Genomic DNA, 20,471 nt, shown 5'->3' with positions numbered 1-20,471 from the left:
CTCACCACAAGACCCGACCCAGCGGGCACCTGGAACGGGGTCATCGGAGCCATCGCCCCAGCGCGGCTGCGACCGCCCCCGGCTGCTCCATGGTGCTCATATGCCCGCATTCCTCCACCGCCACCAGCTGCGCACCGGGGATGTGGCGCTGCATCTCCTCATGGCGCGACAGCGGACTCCAGCCATCCTCGCGGCCGCACAGCAGCAGCGTGGGAACCGTGATGCCGGTCATCAACGCCGTGGCATCGGGCCGGTGGAGCAGGGCATGGATCTGCGCCTCGAACTGGGCGGGCGTGAAGCGCTCGATCATGTCCAGGATCCGCGCGAACACCGGCGACTCCCATCGCGCCGGATGCACCATGCCCCGGGCCCACTGCAGGCCCATGGCGCGCATGCCCTCTGTGCGGGCCAGGGCCAGCAGCGCCATGCGCTGGGCGGCCTCGGCCTCGCCGGTCGCGCCGGCGGGACGCGCCTGGTAGCCGGTGTCCAGCAGCGCCAGCCGCTGCACGCGGTGGGGCGCCTGCCGCCAGATCTCCAGCGCACAGCGGCCGCCCATGCTGTGGCCGGCGACGCTGAAAGCCTGCCCGGCCGGCAGCATCGCGATCGCCTGCCGGGCCATGTCCTCGATAGTGTCGGCTGCGCCGTGCCGGGCGACGACGCAGTCGGCGACCGGTGCCAGGGCCTGCACCTGGGCATCCCAGACGGCTTCATCGCACAGCAGGCCCGGGATCAGCAGCAGCAAGGGACGGGACGGCTGCGACGGGGTGGTGGGCGCATCAGTCAAGCTTGGCTCCCGACTTGAGGACGATCTGCGCCCAGAGCGCCTTCTCCGCCACGACGAAGCGGGCGAATTCTTCCGGCGTGCTGGCCACCACCTCCGCGCCGGTCGGGCGGATCTGCGCCTCGACCTCGGGCGTGTGCAGCGCACGGGCCGTGGCCGCCTGCAGCGGATGCACCATGGCGGCGGGCGTGCCCCTGGGTGCCCACAGGCCGTACCAGTTGGTCAGCACATAGCCCGGCAGCCCGGACTCGACCATCGTCGGCAGGTCCGGCAGCATCGCCATGCGGGCCTGCGAGGTCACCGCCAGCGCCCGCAGCCGGCCCGCGCGCACCTGCTGCATCGACGAGGAGGCCGAGTCGAACATCACCTGGATCTGCCCGCCGATCAGGTCGGTCTGGGCGGGCGCGGCGCCCCGGTAGGGCACGTGCACCATGTCGACGCCCGCGAGTTGCTTGAGCAGTTCGCCCGCCAGATGGGCGGCGCCCGCGTTGCCGGAGGAGCCGAAGGAGAGCGCACCCGGATGCGCCTTGGCATAGGCGATGAGGCCCCGCACATCGCGCACCGGCAGCTGCGGATTCACCAGCAGCAGCATTGGCACACGGGTGAGTTGCGTGATGGGCGCGAAGTCCTCGATCACGTCGAAGCCGACATGCTTGAACAGCGCGGGATAGGTGACGTGCACCGAGGCGTTGACGAGCAGCGTCTCGCCGTCGGGCCGCGCCTGGGCCACGGCCTGGGCACCGAGCATGCCCCCGCCGCCCGGGCGGTTGTCGACCAGGAAGGGCGTGCCGAGCGCCTGTTGCAGGCCCTGCGCGGTGATCCGCGCGATCTGGTCGGCCGGCCCGCCGGGCGGATGCGGCACGATGACACGCACCGGCCCCTTCGATGCGGACTGCGCCCGCGCGGCCCAGGGCAGCCAGGGCAGGGCGCGGGCTGCCAGTGCCGTGGCCAGGGCCCGCCGGCGGCCGGGTTGTGCGGGCGGCTGTGTGCGCCCGGTGTTGCCTGGGATCATGTCGTCTCCTGTCGATGCGGGCTCCAGCCCGAGCGTCGCAGGATGCCCTCCAGCGCAGCGCGCAACCATGCGCGTGCGCCCCTTTCCATGCGTTCTGCCTGTCACCGTCGCGGGGCCGCCGCGGCGGCCAACGCCTCCTGGAAGGCCGCGAGGGCGGGGGGCGGCGCGAAGCCGGTGCGCACGGTGAAGCCGATGGCCCGCGGCGGATGCGGCAGCGCGACCTGGAGCGTCGCGAGCAGCCCGGCCTGAAGCTCGCCGTGCCACTGGCTCGGCGGCGCCACCGCCAGCCGGTCGCTCTGTTGCAGCAACGTCGCGATCAGCGCCGGACTGTTGATGTGCACGCCGCTCGGGGCGGGCAGGTTGTGGGCATCGAAGGCGCGGGCCAGCGCCTCCCAGGCGGGCGAGCCCGCCATCGGCAACACCCATTGGGCACGCCCCAGGTCGGCCAGGCGCAGCCGGCGACGCGTCAGCAGCGGGTGGCCGGCGCGAACCAGAAACGCCAGCGGGTCATGGAAGAGCTGCACCTGTCGCAGGTCCGCTGGCACCTGGGGCCGTAAGGCGCCCACCATGATGTCAATCTGCGCCTGCTGCAGGCTGCTGCGCAAGGTGTCGTAGGTGCCGTCCACCACCGACAGCTGCAACTCGGGCCAGCGCGCACTGACGTGCTGCAGCGCCGCGGAGACCACGGCACCGGTGGAGTAGGGCAGCGTGCCGATGGCCAGGCGGCCACGCAGCCGACCGCGGGCGGCTGCGGCATCTTCGGCCAGCGCCTGCATCTCGCGCAACGCCAGCGCCGCATGGTGGGCCACCCAGGCGCCACGGCTGGTGGGGCGCAGGCCGCCGGCCAGACGGTCGAACAGCGGCTCGCCCGCCAGGTGTTCCACCTGCGCCAGTGCCTGCTGCACCGAGGCCTGCGCCATGCCCAGCCGCGACGCCGCGCGGCGCTGACTGCCGGCGGTGGCCAGCAGCACCACCACGTCCAGCTGGCGCTCGCTCACCTGGGCGGCCAGGCGACCGCCGCCGACCGCCGTCCGCCAGGGCCCTGCATCCGCACGCGCGAGGTGGGCCAGGGTCTCGCGCATGCGCGCGAAGAGCGGCGCGCCCTGCGCGGTCGGCCGCATGCCGTGGCGGCTGCGTTCGAAGAGGCGCAGGCCCAGCGCCGCTTCCATCTGCGCGATGGCGCGCGCCACGGTGGGCTGCGACAGGTGCAGCGCCCCGGCTGCGGCGGTCGTGCTGCCGTGCGCGGCCACCGCCATGGCCGCGCGCAAGGACCGCAGCGTCGGCAGGGCTGCCTCTGCAGGGACCATGGCGGCCAACGGCGTACTCAGCCCGCCGCCACCATCGGCAGCCGCAGGTCGAAGCGCGCCCCGCCACCCGGCGCATTGCCCGCCTCCAGCCGGGCGCCGTGGGCGTGCATCACGGCCTGCGCCAGCGACAGGCCCAGGCCCAGGCCGGCCGCCGCCTCCCGGGCGCGGGCGCCGCGGTAGAAGCGCTCGAACAGGTGCGGCAGGTCGCTGGGCTCGATGCCGGGGCCGTCGTCCGTCACGCGCACGATGGCCTCGCGGGCCGCCGCATCGGCCAGCAGGCTCACGTTGACGGCACCGCCCTGCGGCGAGTACTTGATGGCGTTGTCGATCAGGTTGGTCAGCGCGAGTTGCACCGGCACGCGGGCCGACACGGCCTGCAGGTCGGCCCCCTCGCTCACCGTCAGCACCACCTGGCGCTGGCGCGCGACCGGGGCCATGCGCCGCATGGTCTCGCGCACCAGGTCGGCCAGCGACAGCGACTCCATCTCGCCGCGCTCCTGGCCGGCATCCAGGCGGGCCAGCACCAGCAGCTCCTCCACCAGCAGGGTGAGCGATTCCACCTCGTCCAGCGCGGAATGCAGCGTCTCCACATAGCTGGCGGCATCGCGCGGGCGGCGCAACGCAATTTCCAGCTCGGCCCGCAGGCGCGACAGCGGCGAGCGCAGCTCGTGCGACGCATCGGCCGTGAAGTTGCGCTGGGCCTCGATGCCGCGCTCCAGGCGGTCGAGCATCTCGTTGAGCGTGTCCACCAGCCGCCCGATCTCGTCCGGCACGCCGGGGTGCGGCAGCCGGCTGGCCAGGTTGCGCTGGCCGATGCGGCGCGCCTGTTCGACGATGTCGTCGATGGCATTGAAGACGCGGCGGGTGAGCAGCTCGCCCGCGATGCCCAGCGCCAGGATCAGCACCACGGTCAGCAGCAGCATCATGACGCCGGCACTGGCCACCGCGTGGTTCAGGTCCTCCAGCGAGGCGGCGACCTGCACGGCCATCAGGTCGGGCCGGTTGGGCACCGGCACCGACACCACCCGCGTGGGTTCGCCGGCAAAGCGCTCCAGGTCCTCGTAGAGCGGGCCGCCGCCGACCAGTTGGGCCCGCAGGTCCGCCGGCACCGGCAGCGTGGCCGAGCCGAGGTTGGCGCTGCGCGCCACCACCTGCCCGTCCTTGTCCACCACCTGCACCAGGCGATCCACCCGCGCATACGAAGGCCCGCGGTTGCGCGCGGCCTCGTGCACGACGGCGGGCGTGCCCGGCTCGGCCACGGCCAGCATGCCGGACTCCAGCTCGGCCAGCGCCAGGATGGCGTCGTCCAGGTCGCCGCGCAGGTCGGTCGAGAAGGCCCAGATGCCCACCGCCGCCACCACCGCCATCACCAGCGAGACGACGGCGAAGTGCACCATGGCCAGGCGCCGGCGGAAGCTCAGCATGGTCATGCGGTGGCCCCCACGTCCAGCCGGAAGCCGCGCCCGCGCACGGTGACGATGGAAGGATCGGCGATGCCCTCCAGCTTGCGCCGCAGGTTGCCCATGTGCACGTCGATGAGGTTGTCGATGGCGAGCAGGTCGTCCTTCCAGATCTGCTCGGCGATGCGGGCACGGCTCACCACCTCGCCCGGATGGCGCATCAGGATGTGCAGCAGCGCGAACTCCTTCTGCGTGAGGTCGATGGGCTGGCCATGGCCGGTGAGGGCATGGCTGAGCGGATCGAGCCGCAGCGCGCCCACCACCAGCACCGAGGGTCGGGCCAGGTCCGAGCGGCGCAGCAGCGCCCGCGCGCGCGCCAGCAGTTCGTCGAAGGCGAAGGGCTTGGTCAGGTAGTCGTCGGCGCCGAGGTTGAGGCCCTCCACGCGGTCGACCAATGCATCGCGGGCGGTGAGCATGAGCACGGGCGTGGTCACGCCGCGCTCGCGCAGGTCGCGGCACCAGCCCAGGCCGTCCTGGCCGGGCAGCATGCGGTCGAGCACGATGAGGCCGTAGGCAGTGACGAAGGCCTCTTCGTCCGCCTCTTCGGCCGAATGGACCACGTCGACCACGAAGCCCTCCTCCTGCAGGCCGCGCGCCAGCACGCGGGCGGCCTTGCGGTCGTCTTCAACCAGGAGGATGCGCATCGGGAATGGGCAATGGCGGGCACATGGGGCAGGCAGTATGCCTTTGCAGGCCCGTTTTCCGCCTGAAGAAGTCTTCAGGATTTCTTGGGACTTTCTTCAGGCAGCGCTGCGTAATCTGCGGCCCCAACGACGGATGGCCCGCCCGCACGAGGCAGGGGTCCGTGGAGCCGACGATGACCGCATCCTTCCTGTCCGACGCTGCTGCGTCCCCCGTGCGCGGCGCCGTGCTGCTGCTGCCCGGCCTGTGCAGCACCGCCGACGAACTGCTGCACCTGCAGTCCTCGCTGCGCCGAAGCGGCTGGCATGTGAGCGCGCCCCACATCGCGGGCTATTCCTTCGATGCCGACGGCCAGCGCAGCACCGGCTTCGACCAGTGGGTGGACCGGGTCTGCGCCGAGTTCGCGCAGCTCCGGCAGCAATACGGCACGGTGCTGCTGGCCGGCATCTCGGCCGGCGCCGCGCTGGCCCTGGCCGCCGTGGCGCGGCTGGGGCAGGCCGCGGCCGGCGTGGTGCTGATGTCCACCACGCTGCGCATGGACGGCTGGAGCGTGGGCCGCAGCCGCTGGCTGCTGCCGCTGGCCCTGTACACGCCGCTGGGCCGCCTGTGGCGCTACCGCGAGCGCGCGCCCTACGGCGTCAAGAACCAGCGCGTGCGCGAATGGATAGAGCAGGAGCTCAAGGACCGCCAGATCTCCCGCGCCGGCTGTGCCGCCATCGGCGTGGCCCACCTGCGCGAATACGACCGTCTTCGTCGCGCCGTGCGCCGCAGCCTCGACCGCGTGCGCTGTCCCGTGCTGGCTCTGCATGCCCGCGAGGACGAGGTGGCCAGCCTGTCCAACATCGACCTGCTCGCCCAGGGCCTCAAGCATGCGCCGCTGCACACGGTGGTGCTCGAGAACAGCTACCACATGATTTCGATCGACAACGACCGCCGCCAGGTGGCCGAGGAGACGATCGAGTTCGCCCGCGCCGTGGCCGAGGGCCGCGCCCCTTCCACCTCCAACCAAAGCTGATCCATGCCGTCGACCACCTTCCAGACCATCGCCCGCATCGCCCAGGAAGAGCACCGCTGCGACCCGGCCCTGCTGCGCCCCGAAGTTCCGCTGGCCGACCTGGGCCTCGACTCCCTGGCATTGATGGAATTCATCTTCTCGGTCGAGGACGCGCTCAAGCTGCGCCTGCCCGAAGAGCGCCTGGACCCGCGCGAGGCCGGCATCACCCTCGGCGACCTGTGCGACGCCATCGACGCGCACATGGCACAGCAGCAGACCGGCGGCGCCACGCCGGCCCACGCATGAGCGCCCTCGACGCAGGCCGGGCCGAGGTGACACCGTGAGCACGCCCGTCGCCATCACCGGTCTGGGCCTGGTCAGCCCGCTGGGCACCAGCGTCCAGGCCCTGGACCGGGCGCTGGCCGCCAACCAGTGCGCCATCGCACCGCGCGAAGTCGTCATCGACGGGGTGGAGCGCTTCACCGTCGGCGTGGCGGCCTGCAGCGAGTTCGACGAGCGCAAGAGCCGCGCACCTTCGGGCGTGACGCTCGACCGCGGCACGGCGATGGCCCTCAGCGCCGCTTTCGAGGCCGCGGAGCAGTCGCGCCTGTTCGAGAGCAGCCGCCAGCCGGCGCCCGAGCGCCTGGGCGTGTTCTGGGGCACGGGCATGGGCGGCGCGAGCAGCTTCGACCAGTCCACCGAGCAGCTCTACGGCCGCAAGCGCCGCCTGCGGCCCACCACGGTGCTGACGACCATGCCCAATGCGGCCGTGGCCGAGCTTGCGCTGGCCTTCGGCGCACGCGCCTCGGCCGTGGGCTACGCCTGCGCCTGCGCCTCGTCGGCGGTGGCCATCGGCGAGGCCATGCGGGCCGTGCGCGGCGGCTGGGTGGACGTGGCCATCGCCGGCGGTCATGAGGCCCTGCTGACGCCGGGCGTGATCGCCAGCTGGCAGGCCATGCGCGTGCTGGCGCCGCTGGAGGCGCATGCCGCCCACACCTGTCGGCCCTTCTCGGCCGACCGTGCGGGCTTCGCGCTGGGCGAGGGTGCGGGCGCGGTGATCATCGAATCGGTCGCCTCGGCCGAGCGCCGCGGCGTGGATGTGCAGGCGCTGCTGGCCGGCTACGGCACCAGCTGCGATGCAAGCCACATCAGCAACCCGAACAGCGAAGGCCAGGTGCGCGCGGTACGCGCCGCGCTGGCCGACGCCGGTCTGGCCGCCAGCGACATCGGCCATGTGAATGCGCACGGCACCGGCACCGTCGCCGGCGATGCCGCCGAGGCCGCCACGCTGGCCGAGATCTTCGGTGCGCGCGGTGTGCCGGTGAGTGCCACCAAGGCGCTGCACGGCCACATCATGGGCGGCGGCGGGGCCATCGAACTGCTGTGCGCCCTGCGCGCGATGGAACTCGGCCAGCTGCCCGCCAGCGCCACCGCGCCCGACTCCACCCTGGGCGTGGACCTCGTGCACGGCCTGGCGCCACGCGCCAACGGCGACATCCGGCATGTGATGTCCAACGCCTTTGCGTTCGGCGGGACGAATGCGGTGCTGATTGCGAGCCGGGTGGGGTAGGGCGGCCAGCGTCGGCGCTACGCCTTGACATCTCCCGAATCGGCCATCCGCGCGGGGGGTTGGCTGTGAAGGGGCGGGGCGCCCTCCCGAGCCTGGGCACGGAGTACATCCTTGCGGACTTTGCCGGAGGCCGTGGTGGGAAATTCCCCGACCAGGAAGTAGTGCTCGGGCAGCTTCTGCCGCGCGACACCCGCAGCCGCCAGCATTGCCTCGATTCCCGATGTCTCCTGCGGGGCATCGGCGCGCAGGATCAGGAAGGCGCACACGGTCTCTCCCAGCCGGGCATGGGGCATGGCAACCACTGCGGCGCCCGTCACCGAAGGATGCTGGTGCAGCAGATCCTCCACCTCCTTGGCGCTGATCTTCTCGCCACCGCGGTTGATCAGATCCTTGATCCGACCCGTGAAGACCACCGCGTTGTCGGGCGTGAGATAGCCGACGTCGCCGGTGTGGAAGAAGCCGTCTTCATCGAAGGCTTCGCGGGTCTGCTGCGGGTCGACATAGCCGACGAAGAGCGAAGGGCCCCGCGCGCAGATCTCACCCTCACCGCCCGGCGGCAGCGGATGGCCGGCAGGGTCGAGCACCCGCACCTCGTAGTCCACCACCTCGCCGTCGGTCTCGGCCGCCAGGCGGGCCTGGTCGGGACGGCTGAATCCCAGGGTGATCATGGGCGCCTCGCTGGAGCCATAGACGCGAAAGGCGGTACACCCCGGGAGGACGCGCGACACGCGATGGATGACTTCCGGCGCAACTGCGGCGCCGCCACAGGGAAACAGCCGTAGCGATGGCAAGCGGCGCCGCTCGCGTTCGGCCACATCCATCAGCTCCTGCAGGAACGGCGTGGCGCCGATGGTGAAGCACACGCCCTCTTGCTCGATGATGTCCGCGGCGCGGGCCGCGTCCCACCGCTCCATCAGCACGCAGCGTGTGCCGACATAGAAGGGCATCTCGATGCCGTGGCTGAAGCCCGTGACATGGGTCAAGGGCGACGGCATGAGCGTCGTGTCGCCCGCCTTCAGGCCCCAGTGCCGGGCGCACATCAGCGTGGCGCGGATCAGCGTGTCGTGCGTGTGCAGTACCGCCTTCGGTCGCCCGGTGGTGCCGGATGTGTAGAGCACCAGCTTGACCGCCTGGGTGGACACGGCCGGCAGCGGCGCGGGCGGCGGGGCATTGGCGACCAACTCACGCAGATCGCGACCGGAGCCGTGCGGGCCACGCACGGTCCACACATGGGCCAGGTCGGGCAGATGGGGCCGCAAGCGCTCCAGCATGGCGGCATGGTCCCAGCCGCGGAACTCGGGCGCGATGAAGATGCCCTTGGCACGGCTGTCCGCAAGGATCAGCTCGACCTCCTTGTCGCGATAGATGGTCACGATCGGGCACACGACCACGCCCAGCAGGCAGGCGGCCACATCGATGACAGCCGCTTCGTGCCAGTTGGGGGTCTGAAAGGCCAGCACATCGCCTGGGCGGAAGCCGGACGCCTGCAGGTACGACGCCAGCGCGCGGGCCTGCGACCACACTGCGCCGGCGGTCACCGGCGTGCCACCGCAGACCTGCGTGACCCGGTCCGGCTCGCGCTCGGCCATGTCGCGCAGCGCCGCGGCCACGGTGCGGCGAGGCCATCGGCCGTCGGCCCACCACTCTCGGGCGCGGGCCGCGTCCCACTGCAACTGCCAGCCGCTCACGTCGGTCTTCATCCTCGGATCTCCTCAGGCGGCCGCTTCACACGGCCAGATAGCGCATCTTGAGTTGCGGGTCGGCATCGAACGCGGCCCAGTCGCCGGCGAAGACGATCTGGCCGCTGTCCAGCAGGTACACGTATTCGGTGCACTGCCGCGCATAGGCGATGCTCTGCTCGGCCACCAGCACCGTCAGGCCCAGCACCGTCCGTGCCGCGCGCACCTCGCGCGCAAGGTCGTTGGCCACCTTGGGCGCCAAGCCTTCTGCCGGTTCGTCGAGCATCAGCAGGGCCGGCGATGCCATCAGGCCCCGCGCGACGGCCACGAGTTGCTGTTGGCCGCCGGAGAGTTGATCGCCCAGCCGCTCCAGCAGCGGAGCTAGCAGGGGAAACAGCTTTACTACCGCGTCCACGGTCATGCGGGGTCGGTCACGGGGCGCGGCATACCAGGCCAGCTCCAGGTTCTGCCGGACGGTCAGAGTCGCGAAGAGCCGACGGTCCTCCGGCACCAGCGCCAGGCCCATCCGCGCGCGCGCCTCGGTGGACTGCCCCTGCAGGGCCACGCCGTTGAAGCGCAACTCTCCTTGCGTGCGCGGGCCCGCGTCCAGCACGGACTTCATGAGCGTCGACTTGCCCGCGCCATTGCGCCCGAGCAGGGCCACGCCGGCACCGGCGGGCACACGCAGGTCGATACCGAACAGCGCCTGGCTGTCGCCGTAGGAAGCCTGCAGACCTCGGATCTCAAGCATGTGCCATGTCCTCCTCGGCGCCCAGATAGACCTCCTGCACCCGGGCGTCGGCGCGGATCTGCGCGGGCGTGCCCGAAGCGATGAGCTCACCGTGGTGCAGTACGGAGATGCGGTCAGCCAGGCCGAAGACGACGTCCATGTCGTGCTCGGTCAGCAGCATCGACAACCGATGGCGCTGCCGCACGGCATTGAGCAGCGTCACCGTGGCCTGCCTCTCTGCAGCCGACATGCCGGCCGTGGGCTCATCAAGAAACAGGATGGTCGGCTGCAGGGCCAGCACCATTGCCAGTTCGAGCCGTTTGCGGTCGCCATACGGAAGGCTGCCCGCTGACACGTCAGGCCGACCGGCAAAGCCGGTGTCGGCCAGCAGTTGCGGCATCGCCTCCTCGAAGCCCCTCGCTGTCGCGCGCGAGATGCCGCGCCACGGCCGGGCCCGGCGCTCCCGCGCCTCCAGAGCGACGCGCAGGTTGTCGCGCACGGACAGACCGGTGAAGACCTTGGCCACCTGGAAGGTCCGGCCGAAGCCGCGGTGCACCCGCGCATGGGCGGGCATCCGGCCCAGATCCTTGCCCGCAAAACGCACCTGCCCCCGGTCGGCCACGAGCTCTCCCGTGAGGACCTTGAACAGCGTGGTCTTTCCTGCACCGTTGGGGCCGATGACCACGTGCGATTCGCCCGGCTCGACCGCCAGGCTCACGTCGCGCAGGACGGGGATGCGTCCATACGCCTTGATCAGGCCCAGGGCTTCCAGGCGGGCGGCCGCGAAGCGGCCTTCAGCGTCGCCTGGGGGCGGGGTGCTCTGCCGATCGCCACTGGGGTTGCTCATCGCGTGGCCTCCCGAGGAGTCGCGGGGCGGGTGAGAGCTTCCGGCGCCGGGCGACGCAGCCGATCCACCAGACCCAGAATGCCACCTGGCAAGGACAACACCACCCCGAGCAGCAGCAGGCCGGTGACCATGTCCGAGAGCCCGACCAGTGTGCGGGTGGCGTAGAACACGCACGACAGAACGATGGCGCCCAGCACCGGCCCCCAGAAATACGCGCTACCACCCAGAAGCGTGTAGAGGATGGGGTTGGTGGAGTTGGACCAATGCGCCAGTTCCGGCGTCACGATCTGGGCCCAGGGCGCCACCAGCGCACCGGCAGCAGCCGTGACACCCCCCGCGATGGCGAAGATTGCCAGCCGATGCCGTTTGACCGGGATGCCCAGGAACTCCGCGCGGTCCGGGTCCTGCTTGAGCGCCTGCAGGGCCCGCGCAAAGGGGGTCCCCTGCAGCCAGCGCACGAACGCAATGAGCAGTGCGCATGTGACGACGATGGCGAAGTAGAAGCGGTCACCCTGCGCCAGATCGAGCCCCCAGGTCGCTCCGCCCAGACGTGGGCGCGCCAGGCCGGCCAACCCGTCGTTCCGGCCCAGCACCGAGGTGTTGGCGATCAGCAGATGCACCAGCTCGGCGAAGGCCAAGGTGAGGATGGCGAAGTACACGCCTTCGCTACGCCGCAACGCCACCACGCCCACCGCCGTGGCCAGAGCCGCACCCAGCAGCCCGGCCAGCGGCACCATCAGCACGAAAGGCACCGCCTGCGACTGCAGCAGCAGCGCGCAGAGGTAGGCGCCGGCTGCGAAGAACATCGCCTGGCCGAAGCTGAGCACACCCGACATGCCGAACAGGAGGTTGAAGGCGAGCCCGAAGACCGCGTTGATCCAGATCATGCCGGCGATGAAGACCAGCCCGCGGTTCAGCCCGGCCGGCACCAGCAGCGACACCAGCACCAGAAGAGCCAGGACCATCCAGTCGCGCCGGGAGATGGCGACGCCCCGCTTGACGGGCGCGGAAGCGGCGTTCATGCGCGGGCCTTTCCCATGAGGCCCTGTGGGCGAAGCAGCAATATCAGCGTCATGGCCAGGAAGAAGGGCAGACCGGGCAGACCGGGCAGTACCCACTGCCCCACCGCGTCGATCAACCCGAGCAACAGCGACCCCACAAAAGCGCCACTGATGCTGCCCATGCCGCCGATGATGATGACGCCGAAGGCCTGGATCACGAAGGCGCTGGCCAGCGTCGGCGACAAGGTCTGGTTGGACAACAGCAGCCCGCCGGCCAGTCCGGCCAGCGCAAACCCCAGCGCCACCGCGCCGGTGTACACCCAGCGCACCCGGATGCCCAGCAGACGGGCCATCCAGGCATCGGCCGCGATCGCCTTGACGAGCCGGCCAGGCGCGGTCCGGTTGAGAAAGCCCTCCAGCCCCAGGTACACCACGACACCGCACACGATGATGAAGAGCGACAGGCGCGGGAGCACGGCGTCGCCGAGCAACCAGGCGCCGTCCAGCACCGCAGGCGGCATCACACTGTGATAGTTGAGGCCCCACAGCAGCTTGGTGGACCCTTCGCACACCAGAAGAAGGGCATAGGTGGCGATCAGCACATAGGCGTCGTCGACGCCCGACAGCCGCCGCAACACGAGGCGGTCGACCACCAGACCCAGCAGCGCCACGGCCACCCCGGCCGCCAGCGACGCGAACAGGTAGAACGCGATGGAGCCCGCGCCGCCCAGCGCCTGCGTCAGCGAATACGCCGCGTAGGCACCGATCATGAAAAAGCCGCCGTGCGAGAAGTTGAGGATGTGCAGCGTTCCGAACACCAGCGTGAGGCCGGCGGCGACGAGGAAGGTCGCCATGGCCCAGGTCAGGCTGTTCACAAGCAGCGTGGCAATGTCCGACAGCGCCATGACGGGACCGTCCTCAGGCAGTGCGCAACTGCAGCTTCTTGCCCGGGGTCGGCGGGAACAGGACCGACTTCCCGTCCACCTTGACGTACTGGGCGACCTTGTAGCCCTTCGCATCATCGGCCGGCTCGAGATAGACGAGCTCGACATCCTTGATGGCCTGGTTGTCCTCGGCGCGCATGGTGCGCGGCCCCGTCACGGTGTCCCAGGTCAGGCCCTTGAGGTTGGCGATAACGGCCTCCGTGTCCGTCGATTTGCCCTTCTCGATGGCCTTCTGCAGGGCGTATAGGCTGGCATGCGCTTCTGCGGCCCAGCCCAGGGGCTCGGGGTCCTTGGTGCGTGCCGCGTAGTCGGCCACAAAGCGGTCGCTGATCGGGTTGCCCTTGTTGGCAGCAGCGTAGTAGTGCATGCCCGTCCATTGCGGCGGCAGCTGCTGCTTGAGTCCGCGCGCGACGAGGAACTCGTTGGCGGCGTCGCAGATGACCTTGTAGCGGCTCATCAGGCCGAAGCCGCGGGCCTGCTGGAACATGGTGATCGCATCGCCGCCATAGGTGCAGTTGAAGACGCCGTCCGCCGGTTGGCGCAGCGCCTGGGTGATCGAGTTGCGGTAGTCGGAAACCCCATAAGGCATGAGCACCGGATCGATGATCTCGGGCTTCTTGCCGGTGAGTGCCGGATAGAACTCCAGCAACGCGTCGACGAAGATGCTCCAGGTGGTGCGACCATATTCGTGGTCGGGCACCAGGCCCGTCCATCGCGTGATCTGAGGGTACTTCTGTGCCATCAGCTTGGCCTGCGCCCGGGTGCGTGCATCGGGCGCGTCGCCGGGGCGGAACACGTTGGGCGAGTAGTTCTCGTGGTTCATCTTCTCGGTACCCGCGCCGCAGGTCATGAAGACGCCCTTCTCCTGCTGCATCACCGGCGCCAGCGCAAGCACCACGGCGCTGGAGATGCCGCCGGTGTGCAGGTTGATGCCGGCGCCGAGCAGCTCGCGTGCCGCCGCGAGCGCAGCGGCCGGATTGGCCTTGTCGTCGCGCAGTTCCAGGGCCACCTGACGGCCCAGGATTCCCCCCGCCTTGTTGATCTGCTCCACCGCGATCTCGGCGCCGTTCTTCACGTAGGAGCCGATGAACTCCTGTGGGCCGCTCAGCGGCGTGATGAGCCCGATGCGCAGCGGCCCGGACTGGGCACGGACCCAGGCCGGCATGCTGGCGACGGTCGCCGCGACGGCGGCCTGCTTGAAGAGGGTGCGGCGATGCAGGGATGTCATGGTGTGTCTCCGGATTGCTCTTGGTGGCGGTGGAAGGTCAGGGACGACAAAGGCAGGCTCAGCGCCCGCTGAAGACGGGCTTGCGCTTCTCGCGGAAGGCGCGCACGGCCTCGGCATGGTCCTGGGTGAGGTTGGACATGCATTCGTAGGCCACGCCGGCATCAAAGTAGCTGTGGAACAGCTGGCGCAACGGCAGGTTGGCGGTGATCTTGCTCCAGCGGATGGCCTTGGTGGCGCCCGATGCCAGCTGGGATGCCAAGGCGTCGACGGCGCCGTCGAGCTGTGCGAGCGGCACCACCTCGGTGAGCAGACCGATGCGCTCGGCCTCTTTGGCACCCAGCAGTTCGCCGGTCAGCAGATAGCGCTTGGCTTTGGCATAACCCACCAGTTGCGGCCAGATCAACGCGCCGCCGTCGCCGGCCACCAGGCCCACGCTCACATGCGGATCGCCGATGCGAGCCTCGTCGGAGGCGATGATCACGTCGCTCAGCAATGCAAGGCTGGCGCCCAGGCCGGTCGCGTGCCCGTTGAGCTTGCAGATCAGCGGCTTCTCCAGGTCGAGCTGCGAATAGACGATGTCTTTTGCCTCTCGGGCGGTGCGCTCGAACTCGGCGGGCTCATCGATTGACTGCTGCATCCAGTCGATGTCGCCACCGGCACAGAAGGCACGGCCTCGGCCGGTGAGGACGACGATGTCGCTGCCTTCGTCGCGTTGCGCGTCGGTGAAGACGCGGGACAGCTCGTGGTGCAGCCGCGCATTGACCGCATTGCGCTGCTCGGGCCGGTTGAGCGCAATGGTGAGCACGCGACCCTGGCGCTCGAACTCGATGCAGGTGTAGCTGGAAAAGTCCATTCAGATCTCCTGTGGAGTGGGCGCGCCGCCGGCGCGGACGAACGCAGCCAGGTGCAGATCCTCGGCGCCGTGCCATTGCGCGTTGACACGGGCGCGGCGCAGATAGTGGCTGGCGGGGTGTTCCTCGGTGATGCCGATGCCGCCGTGCATCTGCACCGCTTCCTGCGTCAGCTTGCGGGCGTTCTCGCAGGCCAGCGCCTTGGCAGCATGCACGGCACGCGCCGCCTCGACGGGTGGGGCGTTGCCGCACAAGGCTGCAACCGCTTCGTCGATGACCGCACGGCTTTCGGCGATCCGGATGTATGCATCCACCGCACGGTGCTGAAGGGCCTGGTTGCTGCCGATGGGCATGCCAAACTGCCGCCGCGTCTTCAGATGGTCCAGGGTCTGATCGAAGGCCGACTGCATCAGGCCGAGCGAATCCGACGCCACCGCGACGGCCGCCAGTGCGCGGGCCTGGGCCATGGCATCGGCAAAGCGACGCTCGGGGTCGGCCAGCGGCTCGGCAATCGCTGCGGCCAGATGCACCGTGGCAGCCCCACGTCCGTCGAGCAGCGGATACGGCTGGCGTTGCACGCCGCTTGCTGAGACCGGCAGGTACCAGAGCCGGCCATCTGCAGGAATCAGCAGTGCATCGGCGATGTCCGCATCCACCGCCACCTCGAGGCGGCCCTGCAGTCGACCGTCTGCCGTGAGCGTGACGCCCGGCCCCACATCCTGATCGGGTGGGACCAGGGCAACCACAAGGCGGGTGCCTTGCAGCATGTCAGGCAGCCACTTCGACCTTTGCGTGGCGTCGCCCAGCGCTTCGATCAGCTGCGGTGCGAGTGCACCGCAACTCAGCAGCGGCTCCGTGAGCAATGCGCTTCCCGCGATCTGGCAGAGCAGGGCGATGGACGACGGGCGCAGGCCGAAGCCGCCGTGGGTCTCGGAGGTCGCGACCGCGAACCAGCCCAGCTCCGCAAGAGAGCGCCAAAGTGCCGGATCATGGCGACGCCTGTCGGGCGCGAGGTGCTGCCGGTCCTCGAAACGATGGCGCTGTGCAACCCACCGGCGCGCAGCCGATTCGAGGGCCTGATCGGTGTCGTCCATCCAGGTCGTCGGGTTCACAGGCCGAGCTCCGCTTTGCTGATGATGTTGCGTTGGATCTCGTTGGAGCCGCCATAGATGGTCGACGCGCGGCCATGCAAATACTCGCGCACTGCACCGGGCGTCGTGGCAGGCCCCACGGGGGACGCGAGGGTGTCGGCGTTCACGAAAAGGGGGTCGTAGACCACGGCTGCGGCGCCCAGCCAATCCAGCGTGGCCTCGGCAATGGCCTGCTGCAGCTCGGTGCCGCGGATCTTCATGATCGACGCTTCGACCCCCGGTGGTGCCGCCGGGTCCATGGTGCGGGCGTAGGCAAGGCAGAAGGCACGCAGCGCATGCAGGCGCAGTTCCAGCTCGGCCAGCCGCCGCTCGAAGACGGGGAGATTGCGCACCGCATCGCTGGGCGCCTCGGCCATCAACGCACGAAGGTGCTGCAGCTGGCGCGTGGCGCGGCCCGTCTCGGCCGAGAGGATGCGCTCGTTGGACAGCAGGAACTTGGCGTAGCTCCAACCCTTGCCCTCCTCGCCCACGAGCATCTCCACGGGCACCTCGACCTCATCGAGGAAAACTTCATTGACATGATGGCAGCCGTCCATGGTGCGGATTGGACGCACCTGCACGCCGGGGCTGCGCATGTCGATGAGCAGGAACGAGATGCCCTGCTGGGGCCGGCCTTCGTCACTGGTGCGCACCAGGCAGAACATCCAGTCGGCCCATTGCACATAGCTGGTCCAGATCTTCTGGCCACTGACGACGTAGCGGTCGCCGCGCCGCACAGCCCGCGTCTTGAGCCCGGCCAGGTCCGAGCCGGCACCGGGCTCGGAATAGCCTTGCGCCCACCACTCCTGCGACGACAGGATGGGCGGCAGGAAGCGTCGCTTCTGCGCCTCGGAGCCGAAGGTGTAGATCACCGGCCCGACGTAGTTCACGCCGAACGGAATCAGCCACGGCGCGCCGCAGCGCATGCTCTCCTCCTCGAACACGAAGCGTTGAAGCGGCGTCCATGCCGCGCCGCCGTGTTCCCGCGGCCAGTGGCCGGCCACCCATCCGCGGGGTGCCAACGAACGAAGGAAGGCGAGGTTGTCTTCCTTGGTCAGAAAGAGGTTCGCCTGCACCTTGTCGCGAACGTTGCGCGGCAGCTCGTTCTCGCAGTAGTCGCGCACTTCCTGGCGAAAGCGTTGTTCGGCTTCAAAGGCAGGGCTGTTCAGCATCACACAAACAAAATGAACGATGAGTCATAATTCAGTTTCGTCCGATCCGATGCGCTGACCACTAGGGAAAACGCTGCGGCTCGGCACGCCGAGCCGCTTCAGTAGACTGGGACGGAGGCTATTCGCCGTCGAGCGAAGCCAGAAAGGACGCGTATTGGCCGCCGCGACAGGCATCCCTCGCACCGCGAGAAAAAAATCAGCCGCTGTGCGACTCAGCCGCGAGGAGAAGGCAGCGCGCACCCGCGATCGCCTGATGGTCTCTGCCGCCAAGGTGGTCGGCGAGTTCGGCTACCGCGATGCTTCAGTCCAGCGCATCACGGCAGAGGCAGGCATTGCCCAAGGCACCTTCTACCTCTACTTCGAATCTCGGCAAGCGCTCTTCGACGAGCTCCTGCCGTACTTCGGCGTCCAGATGCTCGAGCTCGTGCGCCAGCGTGCGCACGGCGCCAAGGGCTTCTTCGAGGTGGAGGAGGTAGGCGCCCGCGCAGTCTTCGAATACCTTTCGGAAAACCCGTGGTTCTGGCGCGTCCTCAACGAAGCGGAAGTTGAGGCGCCCAAGGCCTGGTCCCGTCACCACGAAGAGGTGGTGCGTCGCTACGTGAAGTTTCTCAAGCGTGCGAAGCGAGATGGAGAAATCATCAACTACGGTGAAGATGAACTCGCCACGCTGGCCTATCTGCTCATTGCCGCGCGGGACTACCTGTACCTCTACCACCTGCATCGACGGACGCAGTCTTCCGGCATACCAGATGCGGTGATGAAGACCTACCTCCGTTTCCTCAAGGGAGGCCTGATGGGTGGAGGGCTTCCGGCGGGAGCGCCATGAGCGCTTGCTCAGCGACTTGACACCAGGCCGCAGACGCCGCCCAAAGTGGCGGTCGGACGTTTGGCCTCAGGAGCTGGCCGCAGCGGCCTTCGTCATGGCTCAGGCGGCTGCGGCCGCGCCCGCTTCGAACTGGATCGTCGCCAGACCGCGGTCCAGGTGCACGTTCAGCTCGCTCACCATCTCGTCCAGGCTGTCGCCCAGCGCGCAGTCGAGGAAGCGCCGGTGGTTGGCCTCGAAGTCCACCTTGGGCGCATGCGCGATCTGACAGATGGCGAAGCCGAGCTGGATCTTCTGCGTCATCTGCTGCCAGAACGCGGGCATCAGGTGGTTGCCGCAACGCTCGTAGACCAGGCCGTGGAAATGCGCCTCGGCGCGGATCTCTTCCGACAGGTCGTCGCTGCGCACGGCCGCGATCATGTGGTCGAAGCGGGCCTGCAGCTCATCGCGGAAGGCGGCGTCGCGCAGCGGCCAGATGCGGCGGTAGGCCTGGCTTTCCATCACGCGTCGCATCTCGTAGACGTCGCGCAGCACGGCGGCATTGACCTCGGTGACGAAGGTGCCGGCATAGGGCCGGTTGGTGGCCAGGCCGCTTTCGATCAGCTCACGGATGGCCTCGCGCAGCAGCCCGCGGCTCACGGCCAGATCGCCGGCCAGCCGGCTTTCGACCAGCTGCGTGCCCGGCGCGATGCGGCCCGAGAGGATGGCGCGGCGCAGCGTCTCGGCCACCTGGTCGCGGCGGGTCAGCGTGGGCAGGGGCTCGAAACGGGGGATGCTGCTCATGGTGTGGGCGCGATTCTCGGCCAGGGGCTGATGCGGCTCGCGGGGTGCAAGGGCTTCAGGCCCGCAGCGCGAAGCGCTTCTCCAGCCGCGAGGCCAGGTACGAGCCCGGATAGATCAGCACGAAGTAGATCAGGCCCACGGCCGTGAGGATCTCCAGCGGCCGGTAGAAGGCGGCCGACAGCGCGCGGCCCTGGTACATCAACTCCTGCACCGCGATGACCGACGCGATGGAGGTGTTCTTGGCCAGCTCAATGCCACGGTTGGTGAAGGCGGGCAGCATGCGCGCCAGCACCTGCGGCACGATGACCCGGCGCATCAGCTGGGTGCGCGTCATGCCCAGCGCGCGGGCGCCTTCCCACTGCCCGACGGGCAACGACGCGATGCCGCCGCGGAAGATCTCGGAACAGTAGGCCGAAGCGTTGAGCACCAAGCCGCACAGCGCCGCCACCAGCGGCGTGAGTTGCACGCCGGTGAGGATCGGGAAGGCATAGAAGAACCAGATCAGCTGCACCATCACCGGCGTATTGCGGAACAGCTCGACCCAGCTGCGCCCCAGCAGCACCGGCACGCGCCGGCCCGAGCCGGTGGCCAGCGACAGCAGCAGGCCCAGCACCATCGACAGCGGAAAGGCGATGACCCACAGCAGCGCCGTCATGCCCACGCCCTTGAGGAGCACGGGCCAGTTCTGCAGCACCGGGGTGAAGTCCCAGGAGAAGTCCATGCCGGTCACCTCGCGGTTGCGGAAACGGGCCGGGTGGCGCGGGTCAGCCGCGCCTCCAGCAGGTGCGCCAGCGTGCTGAGGACCAACAGCGTGACGAAGAAGATGGCCGCCACCACGGTGTAGACCTCCAGCGGGCGGAAGGTGATGCTGTTGACCTGCATGGCCTGGTAGAGCAGGTCGGAGTACGCCAGCGTCGAGGCCAGGGCGGTGGTCTTGATGAGCTCGAAGGAGCGTTCCATGAAGGGCGGCAGCATGCGCTGCAGCGCCTGGGGCAGCACCACGCGCCGCAGCACCGCGGGCGGACGCATGCCCAGCGCGCGGGCGCCTTCCCATTGGCCGCGGTCGATGCTGACCACGCCGCCGCGGAACACCTCGGCATAGAAGGCGCCCGACTGGGTCGAAAGGGCGATGATGGCCGCCACGTACGGGTCCAGGCTCACGCCCAGCACCACGGGCAGCGCATAGAAGGCCCAGAAGAAGTGCACCAGCGGCGGTGTGTTGCGGTAGAACTCGGTGAACCACAGCGCCGGCCACTGCAGCCAGCGCGTCTTCGTCAGGCGCATGGTGGCCAGCACGGCGCCGATGAGCACGCCCATGGCGATGGCCACCGCCGCGATGCGGAAGGTGCCGAGCACGCCCGTCAGCAGCATCTGGCGGTATTCCCAGACGGCGCCGAAGTCCCAGTCGTAGTTCATGTCATGTGTCCGTGGCGCCGCGCGCAACCCGGATGGCGCGAGGGCGACTCGAATGGCCGCGGAGCAGGCCATGCCAAGGCACCCGTGGAACTGGCTCTGCC

The 20,471-nt window shown here is 69.5% G+C and carries 21 protein-coding genes; 4 read left to right on the top strand and 17 right to left on the bottom strand.

Annotated elements, in window-relative coordinates; translation table 11 throughout:
- Positions 1-40 precede the first annotated feature (40 nt).
- The 5 genes from ACT54X_RS15410 to ACT54X_RS15390 all read right to left on the bottom strand — a co-directional run bounded on the left by ACT54X_RS15410 (position 41) and on the right by ACT54X_RS15390 (position 5,204).
- Positions 41-784: an alpha/beta fold hydrolase gene (locus ACT54X_RS15410; protein ID WP_476347382.1), complete on the bottom strand. Its 744-nt coding sequence runs from the start codon at positions 782-784 to the stop codon at positions 41-43.
- Positions 777-1,793 carry a Bug family tripartite tricarboxylate transporter substrate binding protein gene (locus ACT54X_RS15405; RefSeq protein WP_476347381.1) on the bottom strand — a complete coding sequence of 339 codons (1,017 nt, stop codon included), beginning with the start codon at positions 1,791-1,793 and terminating at the stop codon, positions 777-779. Before ACT54X_RS15405 ends, ACT54X_RS15410 begins: the two co-directional genes overlap by 8 nt.
- Positions 1,794-1,894: 101 nt before the next feature.
- Positions 1,895-3,100: a LysR family transcriptional regulator gene (locus tag ACT54X_RS15400; protein WP_476347380.1), complete on the bottom strand. Its 1,206-nt coding sequence runs from the start codon at positions 3,098-3,100 to the stop codon at positions 1,895-1,897.
- Between the two features lie 17 nt (positions 3,101-3,117).
- Positions 3,118-4,530 carry an ATP-binding protein gene (locus ACT54X_RS15395; protein ID WP_476347379.1) on the bottom strand — a complete coding sequence of 471 codons (1,413 nt, stop codon included), beginning with the start codon at positions 4,528-4,530 and terminating at the stop codon, positions 3,118-3,120.
- The gene (locus ACT54X_RS15390) at positions 4,527-5,204 is read right to left on the bottom strand and encodes a response regulator transcription factor (protein ID WP_294372094.1); all 678 of its coding nucleotides are present in this window, start codon (positions 5,202-5,204) and stop codon (positions 4,527-4,529) included. The genes ACT54X_RS15395 and ACT54X_RS15390 overlap by 4 nt, the downstream gene beginning before the upstream one ends.
- A 173-nt stretch (positions 5,205-5,377) precedes the next feature.
- Between ACT54X_RS15390 and ACT54X_RS15385 the strand changes: the two genes are divergently transcribed.
- Genes ACT54X_RS15385 through ACT54X_RS15375 form a run of 3 tightly spaced genes read left to right on the top strand, consistent with a single transcriptional unit; the run spans position 5,378 to position 7,766 of the window.
- Positions 5,378-6,217, top strand: coding sequence for an alpha/beta hydrolase (locus tag ACT54X_RS15385; protein WP_476347378.1), 840 nt, complete (start codon positions 5,378-5,380; stop codon positions 6,215-6,217).
- 3 nt (positions 6,218-6,220) lie between these two features.
- A complete protein-coding gene (locus ACT54X_RS15380; protein ID WP_294372103.1) occupies positions 6,221-6,502 on the top strand; it encodes an acyl carrier protein in 282 nt (93 codons plus the stop codon).
- A gap of 34 nt (positions 6,503-6,536) precedes the next feature.
- Positions 6,537-7,766, top strand: a complete 1,230-nt coding sequence (locus tag ACT54X_RS15375; protein ID WP_294372106.1) for a beta-ketoacyl-[acyl-carrier-protein] synthase family protein — start codon at positions 6,537-6,539, stop codon at positions 7,764-7,766.
- Positions 7,767-7,783: 17 nt separating this feature from the next.
- Here the strand turns inward: ACT54X_RS15375 and ACT54X_RS15370 are convergent, their stop codons facing one another.
- From ACT54X_RS15370 to ACT54X_RS15330, 9 genes are read right to left on the bottom strand one after another with little or no spacing between them, the layout of a single operon-like run.
- Positions 7,784-9,466: an AMP-binding protein gene (locus ACT54X_RS15370; protein WP_294372109.1), complete on the bottom strand. Its 1,683-nt coding sequence runs from the start codon at positions 9,464-9,466 to the stop codon at positions 7,784-7,786.
- A gap of 25 nt (positions 9,467-9,491) precedes the next feature.
- On the bottom strand, positions 9,492-10,196 hold the full coding sequence (locus ACT54X_RS15365; RefSeq protein WP_476347377.1) for an ABC transporter ATP-binding protein: 705 nt from the start codon (positions 10,194-10,196) through the stop codon (positions 9,492-9,494).
- Entirely contained in the window at positions 10,189-11,022 is an 834-nt protein-coding gene (locus ACT54X_RS15360; RefSeq protein ID WP_354319272.1) for an ABC transporter ATP-binding protein, read from the bottom strand. Before ACT54X_RS15360 ends, ACT54X_RS15365 begins: the two co-directional genes overlap by 8 nt.
- On the bottom strand, positions 11,019-12,044 hold the full coding sequence (locus ACT54X_RS15355; RefSeq protein WP_354319271.1) for a branched-chain amino acid ABC transporter permease: 1,026 nt from the start codon (positions 12,042-12,044) through the stop codon (positions 11,019-11,021). The genes ACT54X_RS15360 and ACT54X_RS15355 overlap by 4 nt, the downstream gene beginning before the upstream one ends.
- A complete protein-coding gene (locus tag ACT54X_RS15350) occupies positions 12,041-12,928 on the bottom strand; it encodes a branched-chain amino acid ABC transporter permease (protein ID WP_354319270.1) in 888 nt (295 codons plus the stop codon). The genes ACT54X_RS15355 and ACT54X_RS15350 overlap by 4 nt, the downstream gene beginning before the upstream one ends.
- A gap of 13 nt (positions 12,929-12,941) precedes the next feature.
- Positions 12,942-14,195, bottom strand: coding sequence for an ABC transporter substrate-binding protein (locus ACT54X_RS15345; RefSeq protein ID WP_354319269.1), 1,254 nt, complete (start codon positions 14,193-14,195; stop codon positions 12,942-12,944).
- Between the two features lie 58 nt (positions 14,196-14,253).
- On the bottom strand, positions 14,254-15,048 hold the full coding sequence (locus ACT54X_RS15340) for an enoyl-CoA hydratase/isomerase family protein (RefSeq protein ID WP_294372123.1): 795 nt from the start codon (positions 15,046-15,048) through the stop codon (positions 14,254-14,256).
- Positions 15,049-16,140: an acyl-CoA dehydrogenase family protein gene (locus ACT54X_RS15335; protein WP_354319268.1), complete on the bottom strand. Its 1,092-nt coding sequence runs from the start codon at positions 16,138-16,140 to the stop codon at positions 15,049-15,051.
- 14 nt (positions 16,141-16,154) lie between these two features.
- The gene (locus ACT54X_RS15330) at positions 16,155-17,348 is read right to left on the bottom strand and encodes an acyl-CoA dehydrogenase family protein (RefSeq protein WP_294372128.1); all 1,194 of its coding nucleotides are present in this window, start codon (positions 17,346-17,348) and stop codon (positions 16,155-16,157) included.
- Between the two features lie 154 nt (positions 17,349-17,502).
- Here ACT54X_RS15330 and ACT54X_RS15325 point away from each other — a divergent pair, with 154 nt between their 5' ends.
- Positions 17,503-18,174 (top strand): TetR/AcrR family transcriptional regulator, encoded by a 672-nt coding sequence (locus ACT54X_RS15325; protein WP_294372133.1) that lies wholly within the window; start codon positions 17,503-17,505, stop codon positions 18,172-18,174.
- A gap of 99 nt (positions 18,175-18,273) precedes the next feature.
- On the opposite strand, the gene ACT54X_RS15320 is transcribed toward ACT54X_RS15325, so the two are convergent.
- Genes ACT54X_RS15320 through ACT54X_RS15310 form a run of 3 tightly spaced genes read right to left on the bottom strand, consistent with a single transcriptional unit; the run spans position 18,274 to position 20,370 of the window.
- Positions 18,274-18,954, bottom strand: coding sequence for a GntR family transcriptional regulator (locus ACT54X_RS15320; RefSeq protein WP_294372135.1), 681 nt, complete (start codon positions 18,952-18,954; stop codon positions 18,274-18,276).
- 55 nt (positions 18,955-19,009) lie between these two features.
- Complete coding sequence (locus ACT54X_RS15315) at positions 19,010-19,675, bottom strand: amino acid ABC transporter permease (RefSeq protein WP_294372137.1); 666 nt, start codon at positions 19,673-19,675, stop codon at positions 19,010-19,012.
- Positions 19,676-19,680: 5 nt separating this feature from the next.
- A complete protein-coding gene (locus ACT54X_RS15310; protein ID WP_114803246.1) occupies positions 19,681-20,370 on the bottom strand; it encodes an amino acid ABC transporter permease in 690 nt (229 codons plus the stop codon).
- Between the last annotated feature and the right edge of the window lie 101 nt (positions 20,371-20,471).

It is taken from the genome of Pseudacidovorax sp. DMC4 (assembly GCF_056314265.1).
The sequence above is the reverse complement of the archived record's forward strand: the minus strand, read 5'-3'. Positions and strand labels throughout refer to the sequence as shown.

What these genes read in the sequence shown, in the direction of transcription:
- ACT54X_RS15405 (WP_476347381.1), bottom strand. Translation starts at nt 1,793, where the DNA reads ATGATCCCAGGCAACACCGGGCGCACACAGCCGCCCGCACAACCCGGC.
- ACT54X_RS15400 (WP_476347380.1), bottom strand. Translation starts at nt 3,100, where the DNA reads ATGGTCCCTGCAGAGGCAGCCCTGCCGACGCTGCGGTCCTTGCGCGCG.
- ACT54X_RS15395 (WP_476347379.1), bottom strand. Translation starts at nt 4,530, where the DNA reads ATGACCATGCTGAGCTTCCGCCGGCGCCTGGCCATGGTGCACTTCGCC.
- ACT54X_RS15390 (WP_294372094.1), bottom strand. Translation starts at nt 5,204, where the DNA reads ATGCGCATCCTCCTGGTTGAAGACGACCGCAAGGCCGCCCGCGTGCTG.
- ACT54X_RS15385 (WP_476347378.1), top strand. Translation starts at nt 5,378, where the DNA reads ATGACCGCATCCTTCCTGTCCGACGCTGCTGCGTCCCCCGTGCGCGGC.
- ACT54X_RS15380 (WP_294372103.1), top strand. Translation starts at nt 6,221, where the DNA reads ATGCCGTCGACCACCTTCCAGACCATCGCCCGCATCGCCCAGGAAGAG.
- ACT54X_RS15370 (WP_294372109.1), bottom strand. Translation starts at nt 9,466, where the DNA reads ATGAAGACCGACGTGAGCGGCTGGCAGTTGCAGTGGGACGCGGCCCGC.
- ACT54X_RS15365 (WP_476347377.1), bottom strand. Translation starts at nt 10,196, where the DNA reads ATGCTTGAGATCCGAGGTCTGCAGGCTTCCTACGGCGACAGCCAGGCG.
- ACT54X_RS15360 (WP_354319272.1), bottom strand. Translation starts at nt 11,022, where the DNA reads ATGAGCAACCCCAGTGGCGATCGGCAGAGCACCCCGCCCCCAGGCGAC.
- ACT54X_RS15355 (WP_354319271.1), bottom strand. Translation starts at nt 12,044, where the DNA reads ATGAACGCCGCTTCCGCGCCCGTCAAGCGGGGCGTCGCCATCTCCCGG.
- ACT54X_RS15350 (WP_354319270.1), bottom strand. Translation starts at nt 12,928, where the DNA reads ATGGCGCTGTCGGACATTGCCACGCTGCTTGTGAACAGCCTGACCTGG.
- ACT54X_RS15345 (WP_354319269.1), bottom strand. Translation starts at nt 14,195, where the DNA reads ATGACATCCCTGCATCGCCGCACCCTCTTCAAGCAGGCCGCCGTCGCG.
- ACT54X_RS15340 (WP_294372123.1), bottom strand. Translation starts at nt 15,048, where the DNA reads ATGGACTTTTCCAGCTACACCTGCATCGAGTTCGAGCGCCAGGGTCGC.
- ACT54X_RS15335 (WP_354319268.1), bottom strand. Translation starts at nt 16,140, where the DNA reads ATGGACGACACCGATCAGGCCCTCGAATCGGCTGCGCGCCGGTGGGTT.
- ACT54X_RS15330 (WP_294372128.1), bottom strand. Translation starts at nt 17,348, where the DNA reads ATGCTGAACAGCCCTGCCTTTGAAGCCGAACAACGCTTTCGCCAGGAA.
- ACT54X_RS15320 (WP_294372135.1), bottom strand. Translation starts at nt 18,954, where the DNA reads ATGAGCAGCATCCCCCGTTTCGAGCCCCTGCCCACGCTGACCCGCCGC.
- ACT54X_RS15315 (WP_294372137.1), bottom strand. Translation starts at nt 19,675, where the DNA reads ATGGACTTCTCCTGGGACTTCACCCCGGTGCTGCAGAACTGGCCCGTG.
- ACT54X_RS15310 (WP_114803246.1), bottom strand. Translation starts at nt 20,370, where the DNA reads ATGAACTACGACTGGGACTTCGGCGCCGTCTGGGAATACCGCCAGATG.